Genomic DNA, 21,455 nt, shown 5'->3' with positions numbered 1-21,455 from the left:
GTCAGCGTCAAGCGAGGAAGACATGGATATTCGTCAGGTCGACGATAATTACTCCGTCACCGGGCAAATTGCGCCCGACGATGTGCGGGATATTGCGGCGGAAGGATTTGGGACGATCATTTGCAACCGCCCCGATGGCGAGGGCGGCGCTGATCAAGCCGATTTTGCGGAAATTACCAAGGTTGCCGAAAAGGCGGGCATCAGGACCTATTATATTCCAGTGGTCGGGGGCCAGCTAACACAGGACGACGTAGATGCGATGGCTTCAGCCCTTGCCGAGGCCGAAGGACCGGTTCTGGCTTATTGCCGCTCGGGTACGCGCTCTACGAATATTTACGGTATCGTGCAGCAGCAAAAGCGCGGATGAAGAACGAGCGTAGACTGTGCGGGCGGTGAAGTCGTGAAGGCATATCGATAGTCTTTGCAAACATAGCTGTCATCGCCCCGAGAATTTTGGGCCGGAATATTTGGTCCGGTGTGCAGGAACATGACGCAAGTGGGCATTATGCGCTGTATACTGCCGGTAATAGCTCAAGCCCGTGCGGATGATGGTGGCAGCGACGCCACCTCCTACCATCAGCCAACCAACTATTTGCGGCCAATTAAACGTTTCGATACCGCTGCTCAAGGCGACGACCAGAACACCGGCCCAAAGAAGTGCCGCCGTGCGCCGCCAGAACACCGGGTTTAGTTCATCGAAGACCGCCTTCCATAAGGAAAGCACCAGGCAGGCAAAGAAAACCGCCGCCGCCAGGCCAATATTGAGCAACTCGACCGGGAGCCATTGTTGCGTGTTCAGCATTGTTTCCATCATCCAGACCATTCCGCGATTTGTGAGGCCGGCCCTCAGGATCACCCTCAGGCCATATGGTATCCAAACTCGCGACGTTGTTTCGATTGCGCCTATTGAGCTTTCGCTTTATGGCTGCAACGTGTTAGAAGCATGGAAAAAGCTTCATAATACAGTCACATATTATTGCGATCACGCGAAATATCGTGTTGAAATCATTGATTTATCTGCACTGCCTTAACCATCAAATCCCTTGATAGGCTTAGGCTTTTCAACTCTATGGGGCATTGTGGGCGCGTATGACCATCTTGCTTGGATCGCGCTCGGTAACGTGGTTGTAACAATTTGATATTGAATAGTTCTTACGCCGACGGGTGTCTTGCATGCAAACGGCGTCCTACCCGCGCTAGCAGAATGACAGGCAGAATACCGACAATTACAATTGCAAGGGCCGCAACTGACGCCTCTTCATAGGTGCCGCGCGCCGCCTCGCCATAAAGATGCGTTGCAAATGTCTCGACATTGAGTGGGCGCAGCAAAAGCGTCGCTGGCAGTTCCTTCACGCAATCCACGAATACGAGCAGGCCCGCCGCAATAATCGCGGTTCTGGAGAGTGGCAAATGCACCGAACGGAATGTGGCCGTGACCCCCCGGCCCAATGTGCGCGAGGCATGATCCAGCGATTGGGGAATACGCTCGAGCCCGGCATCAATCCCACCTGCCGAGATAGCCAGAAAACGCACCACATAAGCATAGACAAGGGCAGCACCTGAGCCGATCAGTACGAGACCGGTAGACCAGCCAAACAGATAGGACATGGCCTGACCAAACAAGCGATCAAACCCGCCCGCGACCACCATGATGCCGATGGCGATCACTGTTCCGGGCGCTGCATAGCCCATGGTGGAGATGCGGTAGAACCAGCGGGATGCAGCGCCCGGAAAGAGCCGTACCGCATAGGCAACCAAAATTCCGCAGAGAAGAACCAGCGCCGTGGCGACAGACGAAAGCACGATTGTGTTGAATGCTTCGCCGGCAAGGCGCGGCGATATGCCGGCAAAGCGCATGCGCTTGACCGCTTCAGTCACCAGGTAGGCTGCCGGCATTATAAAACCGATGATAATCGGCACGGTGCAGAGCATAAACAACCATATGCCTTTAAGACCGCGAACCTTGAGCGGGTCAAAACCGCGCGACCGGCGAATGTTGGAGGAAAAACGCTGCTTGCGGCGTGCCCAGCGCTCGATTGAGATGAGAGCGACAACGAGCAGAAGGAGAGCCAGAGCCAGTTGTGCGGCGCCCGGCAAATCGGATCGCGTGATCCATGTTGTATAAATCGATACAGTTAGTGTCCGTACACCGAGAAATTCCGCAGCACCTATATCATTGAGCGTTTCCATCAGGGCAAGACTGATGCCTACCGCGACGGCGGGGCGTGCCAGAGGCAATGCCACGCGCCAGAAAACACCCCTGCGGCTAACGCCAAGCGTGCGTGCTGCCTCGATCAGGCTGGCTGACTGGGTGAGGAACATGGCTCGTGTCGGAATATAGACATAGGGATAAAGAACAAAGCCAAGCAATATGATGCAGCCCGTCATTGATCTTATGTCCGGCAAGCGGAACTGACGAGGACTGTCATAGCCTAGCAAAAAGCGAACCGCGCCTTGCACCGGACCAATCGGATGCAGAATATCGAGGTACGCATAGGCGACGATATAGGTGGGTACGGCAAGCGGCAAAAGCAGCGCCCATTCCAGCGCCGCGCGCCCACGGAAATCGTAAGCCGTCACCAGCCATGCGGTCGACGTGCCAACCAGTCCCGTGATGATTCCGACGCCTGCAAGCAGAATGATCGTATCTATAAACGCCGTGGTCAGAATAGTAGAAAAAAGATGGTTCCAGAGGCCAGATGAGCCTTGCAACGCTTCAAGACAGAGAGCAAGCACCGGCAAAGAGACAAGTAGCGCCACAAGTCCGGACAGCCATAACCAGTTCAAGCCCGCCCGAATACGGTACGGTTTTGTTCTGGACGAAACTGGAAGAGTTGCGGGCATGCTTCCCTCATATCGCAACGCCGGCGCAAAGATTTTGCACCGGCGTTATAAGACGTATTATTTCAAGTTTAGTTGTCGAAACCGACCTTGTCGACCAGTTCGCTCGCCTGTTTGCGATGGCGGACGATTTCCGACAATGGAACGGGATCAATCTTCAACTCGCCAAAGGATTCGACAATCGGATCAAGCGGTGCGCCCGGCTTTACCGGATATTCGTAATTGGCCTTGGCATAGAGCTTCTGGGCTTCATCCGAAACGAGATATTCAAGAAGCTTGACCGCTTCTGCCTTGTTCGGCGCATTCTTGGCAACGGCTGCACCGCTGATATTCACCTGCGTTCCGCCATCCTTGAAGGTCGGCAGAATGACCTTGATGCCGTCGCCCCAGCTCTTCTGCTCGTCTCCGCTATCGCCCGAACGCATCAGACCGATATAGTAGGAATTTGCAATCGCAATATCACAAATGCCGCCGACAATGTCCTTGGCTCCGTCGCGGTCGCCACCGGCGGCCTTCCGGGCCAGGTTGGCCTTGAGGCCAGTCAGCCACTCTTCGGTTTTCTCCACGCCATAATGAGCGATATAATCGGCAAAAAGAGCGGTATTATAGGGATGCTGGCCTGCGCGAATGCAGATCTTGCCCTTCCATTTCGGATCGGACAGATCTTCGTAGGTGATCTGGTTGAGATCAAGATCCTTAGCGGCATAGACGACGCGTGCACGCATCGAGAGGGCATACCAGTGACCATCGGCGTCGCGAAGCTGTTCTGGCACGGCATCCTTCAATACCGGAGAATCGATAGGCTGGGTCACGCCTTTCTCAACGAGATCGACGAGATTGCCTACATCGACGGCCATCAGAATGTCGGCAGGGGATTTTTCGTCTTCAGATGCGACGCGTTCAGCTAGCCCATCCTTGAGGAAAACGGTATTGACGGTGGTACCCGTTTTTTCCTTGTAGGCATCCAGCAAAGGTTGGATCAGGCCGGGTTCACGCGTCGTATAAATATTCACCTCATTGGCATTGGCTGTGCCTGAAAGAAAAGAAGCGGCCATAAGAGCAAGTGCGACACGCGCGAGCTTGGGCATTGTACCTCCAGCGGAATCAGGTTTGTTTGAAACGACAGGCAGCGCAAGCAGACATTGAAAAGCGATTCTTCACTGTACAATCTTGCACCTCATAAAACATGAGTACATTACTCATTATTTAGTAAAAATCAAGGCTTTGCTCCAGTCGATCTCTACCGCAACGCGGTTTATCGCCTGCGGAAAATATTGCTCCGTCCGCACCCGCAAGCAGAAAGGCATATTTTCCACGCGCAGCGCCAGTTCTTCAGCTTCTCCCAGATAAGTGCGGCTTTCGATACGCCCGCACAGGCAATGCCGGGTGGCGCTCTCGTCAGGCATGACGGATATATCGCGCGGACGCAGATAGACGAGGACATCCTCAGCGGAGCGGACATGGTTTGGCGCCCGTAGCGCGCCCAGAACAGTTTCCAGAGATGCGCCGCGAATTTCACCGGGAATGACATTGAAATCACAAAAGAAATCTGCCGCATAACGGCTTTCGGGACGGTCGTGCAGATCGCGTGCTGTACCATTTTGCACAACCTGACCCGAGCGCATCAGGACCACGCGATCACCGATGGAAAGCGCTTCTTCCGCCTCATGGGTCACGATAATGACCGGCGTTCCCAAGCCCCGGAGCAATGCCATGGTTTCCCCCCGCACCTTTGCGCGCAGGCCGCGATCAAGATTGGAAAACGGCTCATCCATGAGCAGCAGATCAGGTTTTGGAGCAAGCGCTCTTATCAAGGCGACGCGCTGTTGCTCGCCGCCGGAGAGCATGTGGGGATAGCGATCCGCCATTGGGACAAGGCCGACAAGATCAAGCAGTTCATCCACCCTTGCCTGCGCCACCTCCTTGCGCATCTTGCGCAAACCGAAAAGTACATTTTCCCTAACCGTGAGGTGCGGAAACAGTGCATAATCCTGAAAAACCACGCCAATATTGCGTTTTTCCGGCTCTACGAAAACCGATGGCGCAACCAGCGTCTTGCCATACATAGCGAGGGAACCGCTATCGGGCGCATCGATGCCTGCAATAATGCGCAGCAGCGAAGTCTTGCCGCAACCCGAATGCCCCACGAGGCAGACGATCTCTCCGGGCTGGATCTCAATTGAGATATTATCGAGCGCGCGCACGCTGCCGAACTGGCGGCTGATGCCTGAAAGCACCAGTGCTGGGCAGGAGCTATCCAGAAGATTTTTTTCTTGCAGGCTGCATGCATCCATAACGGGAACCACGACTAAATTTTACTGATTGGCCTATAAAGACACTTGGTCCAGAATGCCAGCAAAAACAAGACCAATACAATCAGGAATATGGAAACAGGCAGCTCATACCACGTCAGTTCTCGCTTTTATCCGATTGATTGCGCATAAAAATCGCGCCATGTTTGGCCAACGAAGATATTGCAGTGCAGGAGAATGACGATGGGGCCGATCACCGACAAGGTGGCAACTGCCGGGCTTTTGCCGCAGGAAACGAAGATCGCCATCATCGGCGGCGGTGTGATCGGCGTTTCCACCGCGCTTTTTCTGGCCGAACGCGGGATCCCGGTGGCTCTTTTCGAGAAGGGCGAGATCGCGGGCGAACAGTCGAGCCGCAATTGGGGCTGGTGCCGCCGTACCGGTCGCGACAGCCGCGAAATGCCGCTGATTGTCGAAAGTATGCGCCTGTGGGAAGGCATGAATAAGCGTACCGGACGCGAAACAGGCTTCCGCATCACCGGCATTGTTTATGCAGCGGAAAAAGAGAAGGAAGTCGAGCGTTATGGCGAATGGATCAAGATCGCTCGCGAACATGGCATCCAGACCGAACTTCTTGGCTCCCGGCAAATTGCGTCCCTTGCTCCCGGGCTGACCCGAACCGTCGCGGGCGGCATGATGACACCGCTTGATGGCCGCGCGGAACCGCAGAAGGCGGTTCCGGCCCTTGCCGCCAAAGCGCAGGAGGACGGTGCCGTTATCATGCAGAACTGTGCAGTACGCGGTATTGAAACGACGAATGGCCGCGTAACAGCGGTTTTGACGGAAAGAGGCCGCGTTCCATGCGAAGCCGTCGTGGTCGCTGGAGGAGCATGGTCACGCCTTATAGTTTCAGCCTTAGATGCCCGCCTGCCGCAGCTCAAGGTGCGCTCGTCGGTTTTCCGTACAGCACCCATTGAAGGAAATGTCGAACCGGCTATGGCATTCCCGGATTTCGCGTTGCGCAAGCGGCTGGATGGCGGATATACGGTGGCAAGCCTTGGCGATTCCATCGCTGATATCGTTCCCGACAGTTTCCGCTTTCTCCGTGAGTTTATCCCATCGCTTTCAACCGAATGGCGTTCGTTGCGTTTTCGCTTCGGCTCGCGCTTTTTTGAAGAAGCACTCGAATGGAAACTTCGGCCCGTCGATCAGGTCTCGATTTTCGAGAAGATCCGTACGCTTGATCCGGAACCTCACCGGACGACCAATGCTCGGGTATTCAGTGCACTCAAAAAGGCACTTCCCTCCTTTGCATCCGCCACAATCGCACAGGAATGGGCAGGGCTTATCGACACGATGCCGGATGTCATTCCGGTGATTTCACCTATACCGAGCGTCGAGGGTCTTATCGTCGCCACCGGCTTTTCCGGCCACGGCTTCGGTATTGGCCCCGGCGCGGGACGACTGGTAGCCGATATGGTCAGCGGCGAGACGCCGGTGGTCGATCCATCGCCATTCCACATTTCGCGTTTTTCGGATGGCTCGAAAATCCGTATCGAAAACTGGGGTTAGCGCGGCGGGCATCCGCTCGCCGCGCAATCTCGTGCAAACTCAGACGGTCACAAACTGCGCCATCATACCCACATCTTCATGCTCCAGCACATGGCAATGGAACATGAAGGGATGGCTGCGCGCTGCCTCGCGGTCGAAATGCACGAGCAGCTCGGCCTTCCCGTCGATAAGCGCCGTATCCTTCCAGCCCGTCTGATGGGCAGGCGGCGCCTTGCCGTTCAGTGACAAAATGCGGAACGAAGCACCATGGATATGGAACGGATGCGGCATCTCTCTGGTCGATAATTCCCAGATTTCCCATGAGCCAAGCTTTGCCTCGACATCGATGCGGTCCATGTCGAAGGGCTTGGCCGCAATCGCCATCTGAACGCCGGACGTCAGCGCATTGAGCGCAGGCCCGGCATCCGCAGCGCTTCTGCCGCCGTGCATATCGTGGTCCATCGCCCTGCCCTGCATGGCGCTCATGTCCATATTGCCCATATCATGTCCGGCATGCGGGTCATTAGCAGGCTTCTGCATCATGAGCTTCATGTTCTCGGCCATGCGTTCATCGAAGAAGAACGAACGCCTGCGAACCGAAAGCTTTTCATCCGGCGCATCCGGGCCATCCAGCTTGGCCGGAAGCTTGTCAGCGCCGCCCTTCAACGCCTTGTCGATGGCGAAGCGCATAAGATGCATGTCGTCGCCGCCGGAATCGTCACCATAGGTCAGAAGATCGACCGGCTCTGTGCCTTGCGAAAAATCAACCAGCACTTCGTAGCGCTCCCCGGGGCTAAGAACCAGCCGTCCGACAGGCTCGAGCCTGCCGATATACCCGCCATCGGATGCAATGACATGCAAAGGCCGGTCATCGCTGAACCGGACATGGAAATTGCGGGCATTGGCGCCATTGAGAATACGCAGGCGCACGATAGCGGCAGGCACGCGGGCTTCCGGCGCGATAACGCCATTGACGATCAGCCTGTCGCCGCGAAACCCATGCATGAGATCCATGATATCAGGCTGATAAACATTATCGCCCTCAATTATGCGGCGGTCCTGAAGCACCAGCGGAATATCGTCAACACCATAATTTTCCGGCAGTCCGCGCTCACGATCCTGGCCGTCGCTGACGATCATCAGCCCGGCAATACCCATATGCGCCTGTCGCGCCGTGTCGCCATGCAAATGAGGATGAAACCAGTTGAACGACGCCGGCTGGCTAACCGTAACTTTCGGCTCCCAGCTTTTTCCAGCGGCTATGACATTATGAGGTCCGCCATCGAGCACGGACGGCACGAAAAGCCCATGCCAATGCAGGGTCGTTTCCTCATCCATGTCATTCTCTACCGCAAGCGTGACCGTCTCGCCATTCTTCAGACGAATGACGGGGCCGAGATAGGCGCTATTGATACCGGCGGAAGCCGCTTCGCTGCCTTCCGTAAAGGCATGCCGCCCTTTGGCTACCTTGAGACGCACCAAGCCAGATGCATCCGGCTCCAGCAAGGGCGGCAGCGGCAGCGCTTGCGCCTTGGCTGCGGAAGACGCAGCCCCGTGGTTCATGTGCTGGTGGGCATCTTGCGCAAAAGCGTCAAACGGCCGAATGGCTGTCATGAAAGCCGCTCCTGCTCCGAGCGTCAGCAGGCGGCGGCGTGTAATTCCGGTCATGATAAATCTCCAGACAATAATCATCCTTGCCGCCGGCGAAACCGGCGGCGTTTTTCGTGATCAAGCCTGAATAAGTATTGGTGGTCTGAGCACGCCATGCGGCGCGCTGCCGTCCAGGGCAGCAACGAGTGGCGGCAAGCCAAAATCCTGAATGGATGTGGAGGCACTCAGATCGGCGCTCATTTGCACAAGACAGCCGCACGTCATCATGACGCATGCGGCTGGCGACTTTGCCCCGTGATCGATGGGCGCAGACCGGTCCGCATGATGCGGCTGCGCCATCATGCCACCGGCCTGCCGGGTTCCACTATGACAGCCAACCGTCGCCTGCACGACATCACCCGGCATGGCGGGCATGTCATGCGCCATCGCATAGCAAAGCTGGGAGGATACCAGAAACAGGAATGAGAATACCGCGACCAGCATATGCGAAGGCAACCGGAGAGCCGAATGCCCCCGGACGCTCAAGCTGATCCTGCGCTTTCTCAAATGCATTGCCGTTTCCAAAAGCTGGCATGCCGCCCAACCGGCAACATGCGCACAAACACATTTAGACAGGGCTTGCGGCAATTGAAAGGCCCGGAACGCAGTTCTCTCCGAAAACCGCGAATCTTCGCTTTTCTTTCGAAACCAACGCATTCGAACTCACAAAATTACGCAAAAGCCCTTTTCCACTTGCGATTTTGTATTCCGTGGCTTTAAAGAAGCCTGATCTCGGGCCTCCTCCCAAACTCCGACGGCCCGCCAAAATGGATATGAAACAATGACTGTCGCTCAAGCGGTTGCCCCACAGGCAAATTCCGTGCGTCGTGTCTTGACCGCAAGCATGATCGGCACGACCATCGAATTCTTCGATTTCTATATTTATGCAACGGCTGCGGTGATCGTATTCCCGCATCTTTTTTTCCCGGCAAGCGACGGCAATTCCGCGCTGCTGCAATCCTTCGCAACCTTTGCCATCGCCTTTTTCGCACGCCCGATCGGTGCTGCGATTTTCGGTCACTTCGGCGACAAGATCGGCCGCAAGGCAACGCTGGTTGCCGCACTCATGACAATGGGGCTTTCGACGGTCGCCATCGGTTTCCTGCCGACCTATGAATCGATCGGCGTTGTCGCGCCGCTTCTGCTGGCGCTTTGCCGTCTCGGCCAGGGCCTCGGGCTCGGGGGCGAATGGGGCGGTGCCGTTCTGCTCGCGACCGAAAACGCACCGGAAGGCAAACGCACCTGGTACGGCATGTTTCCGCAGCTCGGCGCACCTGTCGGCTTCATCCTCGCAACGGGTGTTTTCCTGCTTCTGGCTGAAACGCTGACCGACGAACAGTTCTTCGCCTTCGGATGGCGTATTCCGTTCATTGCCAGCGCCATTCTCGTAGCCGTCGGCCTTTTCATCCGCTTGCGTATTGCTGAAACGCCGGAGTTCCAGAAGGCCATAGACAAAGCCGAACGTGTGTCGGTTCCAGCCGCAGTGCTGTTCAAAAAGTACAAGATGAGCCTTTTCCTGGGCACCATTGGTGCCATGGCAACCTTTGTGCTGTTCTATCTGATGACAGTGTTTTCACTCGGCTGGGGCACACGTGCGCTCGGTTATAGCCGGGAGGAATTCCTGGTTCTCCAGATGGTTGGCGTAGTCTTTTTCGGCCTGTTCATTCCCATTGCTGCGCTCATGTCGGATCGTTGCGGAATGCGCTTCACCATGGTCGTCGTTTCCCTGCTGATCGGTGCTTATGGTTTCGCCATGGCTCCGCTTTTCGCGGCCGGCACACCGGGCGTCCTCACCTTCCTCATCATCGGTTTTGCACTGATGGGTATGACTTACGGTCCGATCGGCGCTGTTCTGGCCGAGCCTTTCCCGACGGCGGTGCGCTATACGGGGGCGTCGCTCGCCTTCAACCTGGCAGGCATTCTCGGTGCATCGCTTGCGCCTTATATCGCCACCTGGCTCGCGACCAATTATGGATTCAACTATGTCGGCTACTATATGGTGTTTGCCGCGGTCATATCGTTGATCGGCTTTGGCTTCATCACCTTCAAGCACAAGGATTGATCCGAGATAGCAGCGATCAAAAAAGCCCGCGCGGAGCGATCCGCGCGGGCTTTTCATCATGCCTGAGAAAAGCGTGTTTATTCGACGTCAGCCGCTTCAAGTGCAATGGCAACCGACTGGATGATCGATGCGAAACGCACAGCCGCCTGAATCGTTTCCGTCGTAACGCCTGCCTTGCGCAACACATCTTCATGCGCATCGATGCACATGCCGCAGCCATTGATGGCCGAAACAGCCAGCGACCAGAGTTCGAAGTCAAGCTTGTCGACCCCCGGATTGCCGATCACGTTCATGCGCAGCTTGGCCGGCATGGTGCGGTAATCCTTGTTGGTGGCCAAATGTACGAAACGATAATAGATATTGTTCATACCCATGATCGACGCTGCCGACTTGGCCGCCTGAATGACGGATGCATCGACCTTGGAGGCTGCTTCAGCGACAAACGCCTTGCGCACATCGGCATTGCGCGAAGCAATGGCGCAGGCTACGAACAGGCCGTATTTCTGCTGCGATGTCAGCGTTTCATCGCTCGCCATGGAAGACAGATTAAGACGGACATCCTTGGCGAAATCCGGAATTCTTGACTTCAGGTCATCAATCGACATGGAACCCTCTTTTCTTGTTGCAGGACAAAAGAAAGGCGGGCTTTAACCCGCCTTTCCGTAAAACCGTCGGGCCGATCAGGCAGCCTTGAGCGTCTCGCCACCGACTTCGCGGTTGCATGGGCACAGCTCATCGGTCTGCAAAGCGTCGAGCACGCGCAGCGTGTCCTTCGGCGCGCGGCCAACATTGAGGTTGGTCGCATAGACGTGCTGAATGGTGTTGTCAGGATCGACAACGAAGGTGTAGCGATACGCAACGCCATCCGGCGAGCGAACACCCAGACCGTCAACCAGCGAACCGTTGGTGTCAGCGAAGGACCAGATCGGCAGCTTGTCGAGGTCGCTGTGGTCGCGACGCCATGCGAGCTTTACGAATTCGTTGTCGGTCGAGCCGCCGAGAACAACCGCATCACGATCTTCGAAATCCGAAGCCAGACGGGCAAATTCAGCGATTTCCGTCGGGCAGACGAAGGTGAAATCCTTCGGGTAGAAGAAGATGACCTTCCACTTGCCTTCGAAGCTCTGTTCGGTCAATTCTTCAAATGCCGAAACGCCGTTTTCTTCGTGGAAATTGAAGCCGGGCTTTACACCGGTTACCTTGAAAGAAGGAAGCTTGTCGCCGATACCGAGCATTTTAAAACCTACCTGTAAAATTCAAATGTTATGCAGAAAATTCAGAAGCTTCAGAATTTCCCGCTTGCGAGTCGGTTATAGCCATCTTGCCTCCATCGGTCAAAGCGATTAAAGCGATCATTATCATCGTTTTTAGCGATAAGGCAGATACTCGATTCCATGCTCAATATCAGTGTGCGTCAACTCCATTATTTTCTCGCGCTTGTTCATGCTGGCTCATTTTCGCGGGCAGCGGACACGGTTGGCGTAACGCAATCCACATTGAGTGCAGCCATTCAGGCGCTTGAAGCCGAGCTCGGCGTTACGCTTATCGATCGCACGGGGCGACGCATGCAATTGCTTCCCGCTGGTGAGGATTTTCTCGCCCGCGCCCGCGACATCGTCGCCCTGATTGAAGAGCTGCCGGAACATGCCCGTCAGGCAGAACGTCCACTGACCACACGACTGCGCATGGGTATCATCCCGTCCATTGCGCCATTTCTGCTGCCGAAAATTCTGCCTGCGACCGCCGGGACCTTCCCCGAGCTTCAGTTGACCGTGCGCGAGGGCCTTACACGGCCACTGCTGGACAGCCTGCGTTCGGGTTCTCTGGATGCGGCCCTTGTCGCCCACCCTTATGATCTTGACGAATTCGAGGTGGCGGAAATTGGCCGCGATCCGTTTTTTCTGGCGGTGCGGCGGGACCACGCGCTGGCCAACCGCGACCGGGTGGATGCGAGCGACCTTCAGGACCAGCCTTTCCTCTTGCTCGAAACCGGGCATTGCCTGCGCGAACATGTGATGACTGCCATCGGCTCGAAACCCACGCAGATGAGCGGTGACGTGCACGCCACCAGCATCATGACGCTGGTGCAGCTGGTCGAATTCGGTATGGGCGTAACGCTTCTGCCCGAGATTGCAGTCAAGGCAGGTGTGACACGCGGGACTGAACTCAGTATCGTCCCTTATGAGGGCCAGCACAATTACCGGTCACTCGTGCTCGTCTGGCGCCCCAATGCCGCGCGGCGCGCAGAATTTCAGCTCTTTGCAAACCACCTGCGCGACAATTGCATGAGGAAAATTTAGAGCACGCCCCAAGCACGAAACCGCCCGCGACCGGTGATCTCGCGCAGATTAAGCTCTGCAATCAGCTTGAGCGCTCCCTGCTGCGTGACCTGCAATTCTTTCTCGACGATCTGGCTTGAAACCAGTGGACTGCGCAGGATCAGCTCCATTAATTGTGGCAGGCGTGAATTGGAGCGCCTGCCCTTCAGCTTGCGCTGCATCTGCTCACGCGCAAGCATCAGCCGATCATGCTCTTTCATACTGACTTCCGCTGCCTCCTCAATGGCAGACAAGAAAGTCTTCAAACGGATCAACCGGTTGGGCGACCGTCGCTCATCGGGCCGCTTCGACCGCAGACCGAGGCTGATCGCCGGAAGGTGGTTTGCCGCAATACCCGACTGCCGCAGGAAAGCTGCGGTCAGAAGTCTGCCGATCCATGAGGAACGCTGCACCACCTCCAGCGAAAACCATGCATCGTGCATGATCGTCGCTCGCAAGAGCGGCGGCAGATGCGCGGTTGCCGCAAAACAATCCCGCCATTCCTGCAACCGTGCATCTTCGTCCCAGTCGTCATCATAAAGCAACGCGTCGCGGCCAGCCATATCCGGCTTGCGCGCTTCCGTGACCACGCCTTCCAGAAGCGCGTCGGTGCGCGCCAGCAGTGCATCGATATCGTCGAGCAGCGGATCATCGCCATCGTCTTCAGAATCGGAGCGATCGATCTCCCTTGCAGGCGCTACATCCAGATTGCGTCCCAGCAACTGCTGCATGCCCGTTGGGCTCAACGCCCAACTGGCGGAGCGACCGCTGATCTGCCTGCGCATGCGCAAAACCGCATGGGCAATGGTCAGCGCATGGCTCGGCATGCGGCTGTCCATAAGTGCATCGTGCAGAACGAGATCTTCCATATGCACCAGTTCACCCTCGAGCCACATGGATGCGACAGCATCATGCATATGCATGCGCTGCAACATCCCGTCGCGAATGGGCGAACGCGCCAGCCGCTCGTCGAGCCTCGCCAGCGCCGCTGTCGCGCTGCTCACAGGCATGAAAAGGTCTTGCAGCGGCAGATTGTCTAACTCATAGGCCATGTTCCGCATATCGCAGCCGATCGCGGCAAAAGGCAAATGAAATTGGCTCCTTACGCAAGAACTTCCGCAACTTTAACGGTGCGGCCTTCCTTGACCGAGCGCAGAGCCGCTTCCGCGAGTGCAAGTGCCTGCAAGCCGTCTCGGGCAGAAGGCGATGGAGCCTTGCCGCCGTCGAGAGCATCTATGAACGAGCCGATTTCAGCCGCATATGCCGCCGTATAGCGCGTCATGAAAAAATCATGCAATGGCGGACGGTTGTACCCATCTTTTGAAGCGACTTCGATGGAGACGGGCCGCTGGTTTTCGGCGGAAACCGCGCCCAGCGAACCATGCACCTCTATGCGCTGATCGTAACCGTAGGATGCGCGGCGCGAATTGGAAATAACGCATTGGCGGCCTGACGGGGTCGTCAGGATGACGCTTGCGCTGTCAAAGTCGCCCAGCTCGCCGATTTTTGGATCGACCAGCACGGAGGCTGACGCCGAAACGCTTTCGATTTCCTCGCCCAGCAGGAACCGCGCCATGTCGAAATCATGAATGGTCATGTCGCGGAAGATGCCGCCCGAAACCTTGATATAATCGGCAGGCGGCGCGCCGGGATCACGGCTGGTGATCGTGACCATTTCCACATTACCGATGCGCCCGTCATCGATCGCCTTGCGCACGGCGGCAAAATGCGGATCGAAACGACGGTTGAAGCCGAGCATCACGCTGGCACCCGTATCCTCGATCACCTTCAGGCAGACACGGACACGGGCAATATCGAGATCAATCGGCTTTTCGCAAAAAACCGCCTTGCCGGCGCGGGCAAAACGCTCGATAAGATCCGCATGGGTGTTGGTGGGCGTACAGATCAGCACCGCGTCCACATCATTGGCTTTTTCGATATCTTCAATCGTGCGCACTTCGGCGCCCGATGCATCGGCGATTGCCTTCGCCGCATCCTGATTGGCATCGGCGACCGCGACCAGTCTGGCACGACGGTCGGATGCGATCGCGCCCGCATGAACCTTACCGATACGACCCGCACCGAGCAGCGCCAGACGTGTCACCATTGCCTTCATCCTCCCAGAAAATGGCCCCTCGCAGTTGGCCAGCGAGACTGTCTTTGCTATTCCGCGCCATCCGTTCCCCACATATTTGGGAGAAATCTCGATGCGCTATGGAATATTTATTCTATTTTGCTAGAATGTGACATAAAGATTGTCAAGAGACGGTTTTGAAAGGACAGCAATGGATTCCGCCCCCGCACAATTCCCTACACCTTCCAGCATCAAGGAGTTCGAAGCAAGGCTGCTGGAAGTCTCTGACCGTCTGCCCAAGCGCCTGAAGCAATGTGCCGATTTCGTTGCCGCCAATCAGGATCGCATCGCCGTATCCACCGTGGCTGAAATGGCGGAAGGCGCGGGCGTTCAAAGCTCTGCCTTCATGCGTTTCTGCCAGATTCTCGGCTTTTCCGGCTTTTCGGAAATGCAGAAGCTTTTTCGTGAATCCTATGCAGGCGGCTGGCCGGATTATTCCACAAGGCTTGAGCATCTGCGCGAGACGGCGGCGGGCAGCGCGCCTGCCCTTCTGGCTGAATTTGCCGAAGCGGGCCGCACCTCGCTCGAAGGTCTGCTGAAGACCATTGAACCGGAAGCACTGGAAAAGGCGGTCGAACTATTGGCTGGTGCCGAAACAATCCATATCGTTGGCATACGCCGCGCCTTTCCCGTCGCAAGCTATCTCGCCTATGCACTGGAAAAAATGCAGGTCCCCGCCATGCTGCACAGTGCGGTCGGCAAACTCGAAAATCTGCATGCCTTACGCAAGGGCGACGTGCTGCTGGCAATCACCTTTTCCCCCTATTCGTCCGAAACCGTCGCCATGACCGAAGCCGCCGCTGCGCGCGGAATCGATGTCGTGGGTATCACCGATACGATCGTCAGTCCGCTGAGCAAGCTCTCCCGCCAGACCCTGCTGGTCTCGGAAGTGGATTTCGGTGCCTTCCGTTCCCTGTCTGCAACGCTATGTCTCGCCATCACGCTTGCCGTCGCTGTCGGAACCGCGCGGCAATCCCGCTAGCTGGCAGCGGGCATTCCATTTTTCAGTTGAAATAGAATAATAAATCTATTTTAATCTCAAATGGAATAACTGCTATGCATGGAGAATCGCACGCATAGATACTGCGGCTATAACGAAAAGCGGAAACGCCGAGGGAGGATAAGAGTGAAGCGGCTGGACTTGATCACGATTGGCCGGTCTTCGGTGGATCTCTACGGCGCGCAGATTGGCGGCCTTCTGGAAGACATGGCCTCCTTCAATAAATATGTCGGCGGTTCGCCCACCAATATTGCCACGGGTACGGCACGTCTCGGCCTCAAATCCGCACTCATTACCCGTGTCGGCGATGAGCATATGGGGCGTTTTCTGCTGCGTGAACTGGATCGGGAAGGAGTGGATACGCGCGGAATCGTAACCGACCCCGAAAGGCTGACAGCGCTCGTTATCCTGGGCATTCGCGATCAGGAACATTTTCCGCTGATATTCTATCGCGAGAACTGCGCTGACATGGCGCTTTGCGAAGACGACATCGATCCTGCCTTCATCGCTGAAGCCGGCTGCGTCCTCGCCACCGGGACACATCTGTCGCATCCACGTACGGAAGCCGCCGTCCTGAAAGCCTTGCGGCTCGCGCGAGAAAACGGAAGCCGCACCGCACTCGACATCGACTACCGGCCCAATCTATGGGGCCTGTCCGGCCATGGCGACGGGGAGAACCGCTTCATCGAATCCGCCGCCGTCACCGCCAAGCTGCAATCCACTCTGCATCTTTTCGATCTCATCGTCGGCACGGAAGAAGAATTCCACATCGCGGGCGGCTCGACCGACACGCTGGAAGCGTTGAAAGCCGTGCGCAAAGTCTCGAAGGCGGCCCTCGTCTGCAAGCGCGGGCCGATGGGTGCCGTGGTTTTTGAAGGCGGTATTCCAGACAACCTCGACAAGGGACAAAGCGGACAGGGCTTTCCCATCGAGGTTTTCAATGTGCTTGGCGCGGGCGACGGCTTCATGTCCGGCCTGCTGCGCGGCTGGCTCAAGGGCGAAGACTGGCCCACCAGCCTGAAATTCGCCAACGCCTGCGGCGCGTTCGCCGTTTCGCGCCATGGCTGTACGCCCGCTTATCCAAGCTGGGAAGAACTGCAGTATTTTTTCGAAACCGGCATTCGCAACAAGGCTTTGCGCAAGGATGCGGCGCTGGAACAGGTACACTGGTCCACCAACCGCAATGGCGACTGGCCGCATATGCGCGTATTCGCCTTCGACCATCGCATCCAGCTTGAGGAAATGGCGGCAGAGGCCGGCGCGAGTATCGAGAAGATAAGCGACTTCAAACAGTTGTGCCTGGATGCTGCCTTGAAGGTTGCGGACAGCCAAAGCGGGTATGGTATATTATGCGACGGGCGGCTGGGACGCGATGCACTTTACAAAGCTGCGGGCAGCGGCTTGTGGATCGGACGCCCCACCGAATGGCCGGGCTCGCGCCCGCTGAAACTTGAGCCGGAACTGGGCCCCGATTGCGGCTCGCTTGTCGAATGGCCGGTCGAGCATGTGGTAAAACTGCTCTGCTTCTATAATCCGCAAGATACGGACGACATGAAGCGCCAGCAGGAAGAAACCGTGGCACGGCTCTTCGCTGCTGCCCGCCGCAACCGGCTGGAGTTTCTTCTGGAAGTGATCCCTTCCAAGGCCGGACCTGTCGATGACACGACCACGGCGAAAGTGATCGAGCGTTTCTACCAGATCGGCGTTTGTCCCGACTGGTGGAAACTGGAACCTATGAAAACCAGGGCCGCCTGGGCCAATGCCTGCGAGGCCATCACCCGCAACGACCCGCATACGCGTGGTATAGTGGTTCTGGGTCTCGACGCGCCAGCGGAAGAGCTTGAACAAAGCCTCAAGGTTGCGGCAGGCTTTGATCTCGTGAAAGGTTTCGCAGTGGGGCGCACCATCTTCGGCGATGCCGCCCGCAAATGGCTGAGCGGCGCCATCAGCGACCGGGATGCCGTAACGGACATGGCCGCTCGCTATCGCCGCCTGTGCGATGTCTGGGACAAAGTGCGCAGGCGCTGAATAAAATGCTCTGGGAGGAGACATGAAAACCATACGACTGACCGCCGCGCAGGCGCTGGTGCGCTATCTGGCAAACCAGATGACGCCGGATGGGGAAACCTTCCTCGCCGGTGTCTGGGCCATTTTCGGTCATGGCAATGTGGCGGGCATTGGTGAAGCGCTCTATGGCGTCCGCGATCAATTGCCGACATGGCGTGGCCAGAATGAGCAGACCATGGCACATGCGGCCATAGCCTATACCAAGCAGCTTGGCCGCAGGCGCGCCTGCGCCGTCACATCGTCCATTGGTCCTGGCGCAACAAATATGGTGACTGCGGCGGCCCTCGCCCATGTCAACCGGTTGCCAGTGCTTCTCATCCCCGGCGATGTCTTCGCCAATCGCGGCCCCGACCCGGTTCTCCAGCAGATCGAGGATTTCAACGACGGCACCATGACCGTCAATGATTGCTTCCGCCCCGTGAGCCGCTATTTCGACCGCATCACCCGACCCGAACAGCTTCTGACAGCCCTGCCTCGCGCCTTTCGCACCATGACTGACCCCGCCGATTGCGGCCCGGTCACGCTGTCATTCTGCCAGGATGTGCAGGCACAGGCCCATGACTGGCCGGAAGAGTTTTTTGTGCCGAAAGTCTGGCATTGGCGGCGTCCGCCACCCGATGCCCACGAACTAGCCGATGCCATTGCCGCGGTTCAGGCTGCGCAAAGACCTGTGATCGTCGCAGGTGGTGGCGTGCACTATTCCGGTGCGCATGCGGCCCTTCAAAGCTTCGCCGAGAAACATGGCGTACCCGTCATCGAAACACAGGCGGGCAAATCCGCCTTGCCGTGGGATCATCCACTGAATTTCGGCCCTGTCGGCGTCACGGGCGCGGATTGTGCGAATGCCATCGCGGCGGAAGCCGATCTGGTAATCGGCGTCGGCACGCGATTTCAGGATTTTACGACCGGTTCATGGGCGCTGTTCAAGCATCCTGAACGCAAGCTGATGTCGCTCAATGTCCAACCTTATGACAGTCACAAACATGGCTCGCTGTCGCTTGTGGCCGATGCAAGAAACGGTCTTGAAGCCCTGTCCCATGGCTTGCGGGCCTATAAGCGGCAAGCTGTCGACACCGCGCTGAAAACCAGATGGTTTGCCGATGCAGACCGTTTCACCGCCGCCCCTTCCGACAGCAACGCGCTTGCCACCGACATGCAGGTCATTGGCGCGGTGCAGCGTCAGGCGCATGAAAATACCGTCGTCATGTGTGCCGCAGGCACTATGCCGGGCGAACTGCACCAGCTCTGGAAGGCCGGTCGCCCGATGTCCTATCACATGGAATACGGCTTCTCCTGCATGGGATACGAGATCGCCGGCGGTCTGGGCATCAAGATGGCTGAACCTGATCGCGACGTGATCGTGATGGTCGGCGACGGCTCCTATATGATGGCCAATTCCGAGCTTGCGACTGCGGTCATGATGGGTATCAAGATCACGGTCATCCTCACAGACAATCGCGGTTTCGGCTGCATCAACCGCCTGCAAATGGCGACCGGCGGCGCCGAGTTCAACAATCTGCTGGACCATGCCGCCCATGTGAATCCCGCGCATATCGACTTCGCCGCCCATGCTGCCGCAATGGGTGCGGACACCCGAAAGACCGGCTCCATCCGGGAACTTGAAGAAGCGTTGGCCGAAGCGCGCACTTCGCCGCGCACGACCGTTATCGTTATAGACACCGACCCTTATCCGACACCGGAAACGGGCGGCTGGTGGTGGGATGTCGCCGTGCCGGAAGTTTCGGAACGTGAGGAAGTGCGTGCAGCGCGCAAGAATTATGAAGCCCAGATCAGAGAAAGAAACTGACCGATGATCCTCTACGGCACCAATCCAATTGCCTGGTCGAATGATGATGACCGCAATCTGGGCGCGCATATCACACTGGATCAATGCCTCGACGAAACAGCGAAAATCGGCTTTGACGGAATCGAAAAAGGCCATAAATTTCCGCAAGTTGCAGAGGAACTTAAAGCAGTACTCGAACCGCATCATCTGCGTTATGTTTCAGGCTGGCATTCGCTCAATCTTTTGACGAACCCGGTCGAAGATGAGAAGGCGGCGATGCAGCCCGCACTTGATCTTCTGAAGGCGATGGGGTCGAAAGTTATCATCGTTTGCGAGACATCCAACGCCATTCATGGCGACAACGACAAGCCACTTTCGGAACGGCCTGTTCTGGAAGAGGCCCACTGGGAAACCTTTGGCGGTGGCGTGGAAGCGCTGGCAGAACATGCCGGCGCGCAAGGCATTGCGCTTGTCTATCACCACCACATGGGCACGGTTGTGCAGAGTGAAGACGAGATCGACCTTCTGATGGAACACACCGGCCCTCATACGAGACTTCTGCTCGATACCGGCCATTGCCTGTTCGGCGGCGGCAATCCTGAGCGGGTGGCGGAGAAGCATATGGCCCGCGTCGGGCATATCCATGCCAAGAATGTGCGCCCTGCAATCGCGACCGACGTGCGCGACCATGATCTTTCCTTCCTCGAAGGCGTGCGTCGCGGTGTTTTCACGGTTCCCGGCGACCATGAAGGCGATGTGGATTTCGTATCCGTGCTGAAAATTGCAGCGAAAAGCGGCTATCAGGGCTGGCTCGTCATAGAAGCAGAACAGGACCCGGACGTACGCAATCCTTTTGAATATCAGTCCCTTGGACTGAAATCACTGAAGGCGTTCGCGCGCGAAGCCGGACTGGATAAAGGAAACTGAACCATGGCTAATCTTTTACGCAAGCCGACCGGCACACATGGCAAGGTGCATGACATCACACCTGAAAGCGCCAACTGGGGTTATGTCGGCTTTGGTCTTTATCGGCTCAAACCGGGTGAGAGCACCGCAGAGAAAAACGGGCCAACAGAAGTCATCCTCGTGCTTGTCGAAGGCATGGCAAAGATCACGGCGTCCGGTGAAGAGTTTGGTGAAATGGGCGAGCGTATGAGCGTATTCGAGAAACTGCCCCCTCATTGCCTCTATGTGCCAGCAGAGAGTGACTGGAGCGCTACTGCCACAACCGATTGTGTGCTTGCGGTATGCACAGCGCCTGGAAAGCCAGGGCGCAAAGCGCAAAAACTTGGACCCGAAGGGCTGACGTTTGATCAGCGCGGCAAGGGTGCGAATACCCGCTTCATCCATAACATTGCCATGGAAGGCCGAGACGTCGCCGACAGTCTTCTGGTGACGGAGGTTTTCACACCGCAGGGCAACTGGTCATCCTATCCGCCGCACCGGCATGACGAAGACAATTTCCCGGATATGACCTATCTGGAGGAAACCTATTATCATCGTCTGAACCCATCGCAGGGCTACGGCATCCAGCGGGTTTTCACCGAGGATGACAGCCTTGATGAAACCATGGCCGTTGCCGATGGCGATGTCGTATTGGTGCCGAAAGGCCATCATCCCTGTGGCGCGCCCTATGGCTATGAGATGTATTATCTCAATGTCATGGCCGGACCGATCCGCAAATGGCGGTTCAAGAACCATCCCGACCATGACTGGATTTATCAGCGCGATAATCCTGCCAACTAAAAAGGCGGCACCAAAGTGCCGCCTCTCATTGTGTTCATGACTGCGCGA

19 protein-coding genes are annotated in these 21,455 nt (G+C 56.9%); 9 read left to right on the top strand and 10 right to left on the bottom strand.

The features are described 5' to 3' along the window. Positions 1-22: 22 nt before the first annotated feature. Complete coding sequence (locus tag KUG47_RS06710) at positions 23-367, top strand: protein tyrosine phosphatase family protein (protein WP_217677177.1); 345 nt, start codon at positions 23-25, stop codon at positions 365-367. Positions 368-436: 69 nt separating this feature from the next. On the opposite strand, the gene KUG47_RS06705 is transcribed toward KUG47_RS06710, so the two are convergent. The 4 genes from KUG47_RS06705 to KUG47_RS06690 all read right to left on the bottom strand — a co-directional run bounded on the left by KUG47_RS06705 (position 437) and on the right by KUG47_RS06690 (position 5,135). Next, positions 437-850: a hypothetical protein gene (locus KUG47_RS06705; protein ID WP_422718065.1), complete on the bottom strand. Its 414-nt coding sequence runs from the start codon at positions 848-850 to the stop codon at positions 437-439. 302 nt (positions 851-1,152) lie between these two features. After that, the gene (locus KUG47_RS06700; RefSeq protein ID WP_217677176.1) at positions 1,153-2,844 is read right to left on the bottom strand and encodes an ABC transporter permease; all 1,692 of its coding nucleotides are present in this window, start codon (positions 2,842-2,844) and stop codon (positions 1,153-1,155) included. A gap of 68 nt (positions 2,845-2,912) precedes the next feature. Then, a complete protein-coding gene (locus KUG47_RS06695; protein ID WP_217677175.1) occupies positions 2,913-3,929 on the bottom strand; it encodes a Fe(3+) ABC transporter substrate-binding protein in 1,017 nt (338 codons plus the stop codon). A 114-nt stretch (positions 3,930-4,043) separates the two neighbouring features. Next, complete coding sequence (locus KUG47_RS06690) at positions 4,044-5,135, bottom strand: ABC transporter ATP-binding protein (RefSeq protein WP_217677174.1); 1,092 nt, start codon at positions 5,133-5,135, stop codon at positions 4,044-4,046. Between the two features lie 201 nt (positions 5,136-5,336). On the opposite strand from KUG47_RS06690, the gene KUG47_RS06685 reads away from it, so the two are divergent. Continuing rightward, positions 5,337-6,665 (top strand): NAD(P)/FAD-dependent oxidoreductase, encoded by a 1,329-nt coding sequence (locus KUG47_RS06685; RefSeq protein WP_217677173.1) that lies wholly within the window; start codon positions 5,337-5,339, stop codon positions 6,663-6,665. 39 nt (positions 6,666-6,704) lie between these two features. Here the strand turns inward: KUG47_RS06685 and cueO are convergent, their stop codons facing one another. Together cueO and KUG47_RS06675 are read right to left on the bottom strand one after the other, a co-directional pair. Continuing rightward, complete coding sequence (cueO, locus tag KUG47_RS06680; RefSeq protein ID WP_217677172.1) at positions 6,705-8,312, bottom strand: multicopper oxidase CueO; 1,608 nt, start codon at positions 8,310-8,312, stop codon at positions 6,705-6,707. Positions 8,313-8,372: 60 nt separating this feature from the next. Then, positions 8,373-8,807, bottom strand: coding sequence for a hypothetical protein (locus tag KUG47_RS06675; RefSeq protein WP_217677171.1), 435 nt, complete (start codon positions 8,805-8,807; stop codon positions 8,373-8,375). Positions 8,808-9,075: 268 nt separating this feature from the next. Between KUG47_RS06675 and KUG47_RS06670 the strand changes: the two genes are divergently transcribed. Next, complete coding sequence (locus KUG47_RS06670; protein ID WP_185918633.1) at positions 9,076-10,356, top strand: MFS transporter; 1,281 nt, start codon at positions 9,076-9,078, stop codon at positions 10,354-10,356. A 77-nt stretch (positions 10,357-10,433) separates the two neighbouring features. On the opposite strand, the gene ahpD is transcribed toward KUG47_RS06670, so the two are convergent. Then, on the bottom strand, positions 10,434-10,961 hold the full coding sequence (gene ahpD, locus KUG47_RS06665; RefSeq protein WP_185918634.1) for an alkylhydroperoxidase, AhpD family: 528 nt from the start codon (positions 10,959-10,961) through the stop codon (positions 10,434-10,436). Positions 10,962-11,036: 75 nt separating this feature from the next. After that, positions 11,037-11,591 (bottom strand): peroxiredoxin, encoded by a 555-nt coding sequence (locus KUG47_RS06660; protein ID WP_185918635.1) that lies wholly within the window; start codon positions 11,589-11,591, stop codon positions 11,037-11,039. 159 nt (positions 11,592-11,750) lie between these two features. Between KUG47_RS06660 and KUG47_RS06655 the strand changes: the two genes are divergently transcribed. After that, positions 11,751-12,656: a hydrogen peroxide-inducible genes activator gene (locus KUG47_RS06655; protein ID WP_185918636.1), complete on the top strand. Its 906-nt coding sequence runs from the start codon at positions 11,751-11,753 to the stop codon at positions 12,654-12,656. Here KUG47_RS06655 and KUG47_RS06650 read toward each other — a convergent pair. Then, positions 12,653-13,726: an RHE_PE00001 family protein gene (locus KUG47_RS06650; protein ID WP_217677170.1), complete on the bottom strand. Its 1,074-nt coding sequence runs from the start codon at positions 13,724-13,726 to the stop codon at positions 12,653-12,655. The genes KUG47_RS06655 and KUG47_RS06650 overlap by 4 nt on opposite strands. A 50-nt stretch (positions 13,727-13,776) precedes the next feature. After that, positions 13,777-14,781 (bottom strand): inositol 2-dehydrogenase, encoded by a 1,005-nt coding sequence (gene iolG, locus KUG47_RS06645; protein WP_217677169.1) that lies wholly within the window; start codon positions 14,779-14,781, stop codon positions 13,777-13,779. Positions 14,782-14,959: 178 nt separating this feature from the next. Here iolG and KUG47_RS06640 point away from each other — a divergent pair, with 178 nt between their 5' ends. From KUG47_RS06640 to iolB, 5 genes are all read left to right on the top strand, one after another. After that, the gene (locus tag KUG47_RS06640) at positions 14,960-15,790 is read left to right on the top strand and encodes a MurR/RpiR family transcriptional regulator (RefSeq protein ID WP_185918639.1); all 831 of its coding nucleotides are present in this window, start codon (positions 14,960-14,962) and stop codon (positions 15,788-15,790) included. A 144-nt stretch (positions 15,791-15,934) separates the two neighbouring features. After that, positions 15,935-17,836, top strand: a complete 1,902-nt coding sequence (locus KUG47_RS06635) for a bifunctional 5-dehydro-2-deoxygluconokinase/5-dehydro-2-deoxyphosphogluconate aldolase (protein ID WP_217677168.1) — start codon at positions 15,935-15,937, stop codon at positions 17,834-17,836. A 22-nt stretch (positions 17,837-17,858) separates the two neighbouring features. After that, positions 17,859-19,682, top strand: a complete 1,824-nt coding sequence (gene iolD, locus KUG47_RS06630; protein ID WP_185918641.1) for a 3D-(3,5/4)-trihydroxycyclohexane-1,2-dione acylhydrolase (decyclizing) — start codon at positions 17,859-17,861, stop codon at positions 19,680-19,682. 3 nt (positions 19,683-19,685) lie between these two features. Then, positions 19,686-20,588, top strand: a complete 903-nt coding sequence (iolE, locus tag KUG47_RS06625; protein ID WP_217677167.1) for a myo-inosose-2 dehydratase — start codon at positions 19,686-19,688, stop codon at positions 20,586-20,588. A gap of 3 nt (positions 20,589-20,591) precedes the next feature. After that, the gene (gene iolB, locus KUG47_RS06620) at positions 20,592-21,407 is read left to right on the top strand and encodes a 5-deoxy-glucuronate isomerase (RefSeq protein ID WP_217677166.1); all 816 of its coding nucleotides are present in this window, start codon (positions 20,592-20,594) and stop codon (positions 21,405-21,407) included. The last annotated feature ends 48 nt before the right edge of the window (positions 21,408-21,455 follow it).

Source organism: Falsochrobactrum tianjinense, assembly GCF_019100495.1.
Taxonomy (GTDB): Bacteria; Pseudomonadota; Alphaproteobacteria; order Rhizobiales; family Rhizobiaceae; genus Brucella; species Brucella tianjinense.
This window is presented reverse-complemented; position numbering and strand designations above follow the sequence as displayed.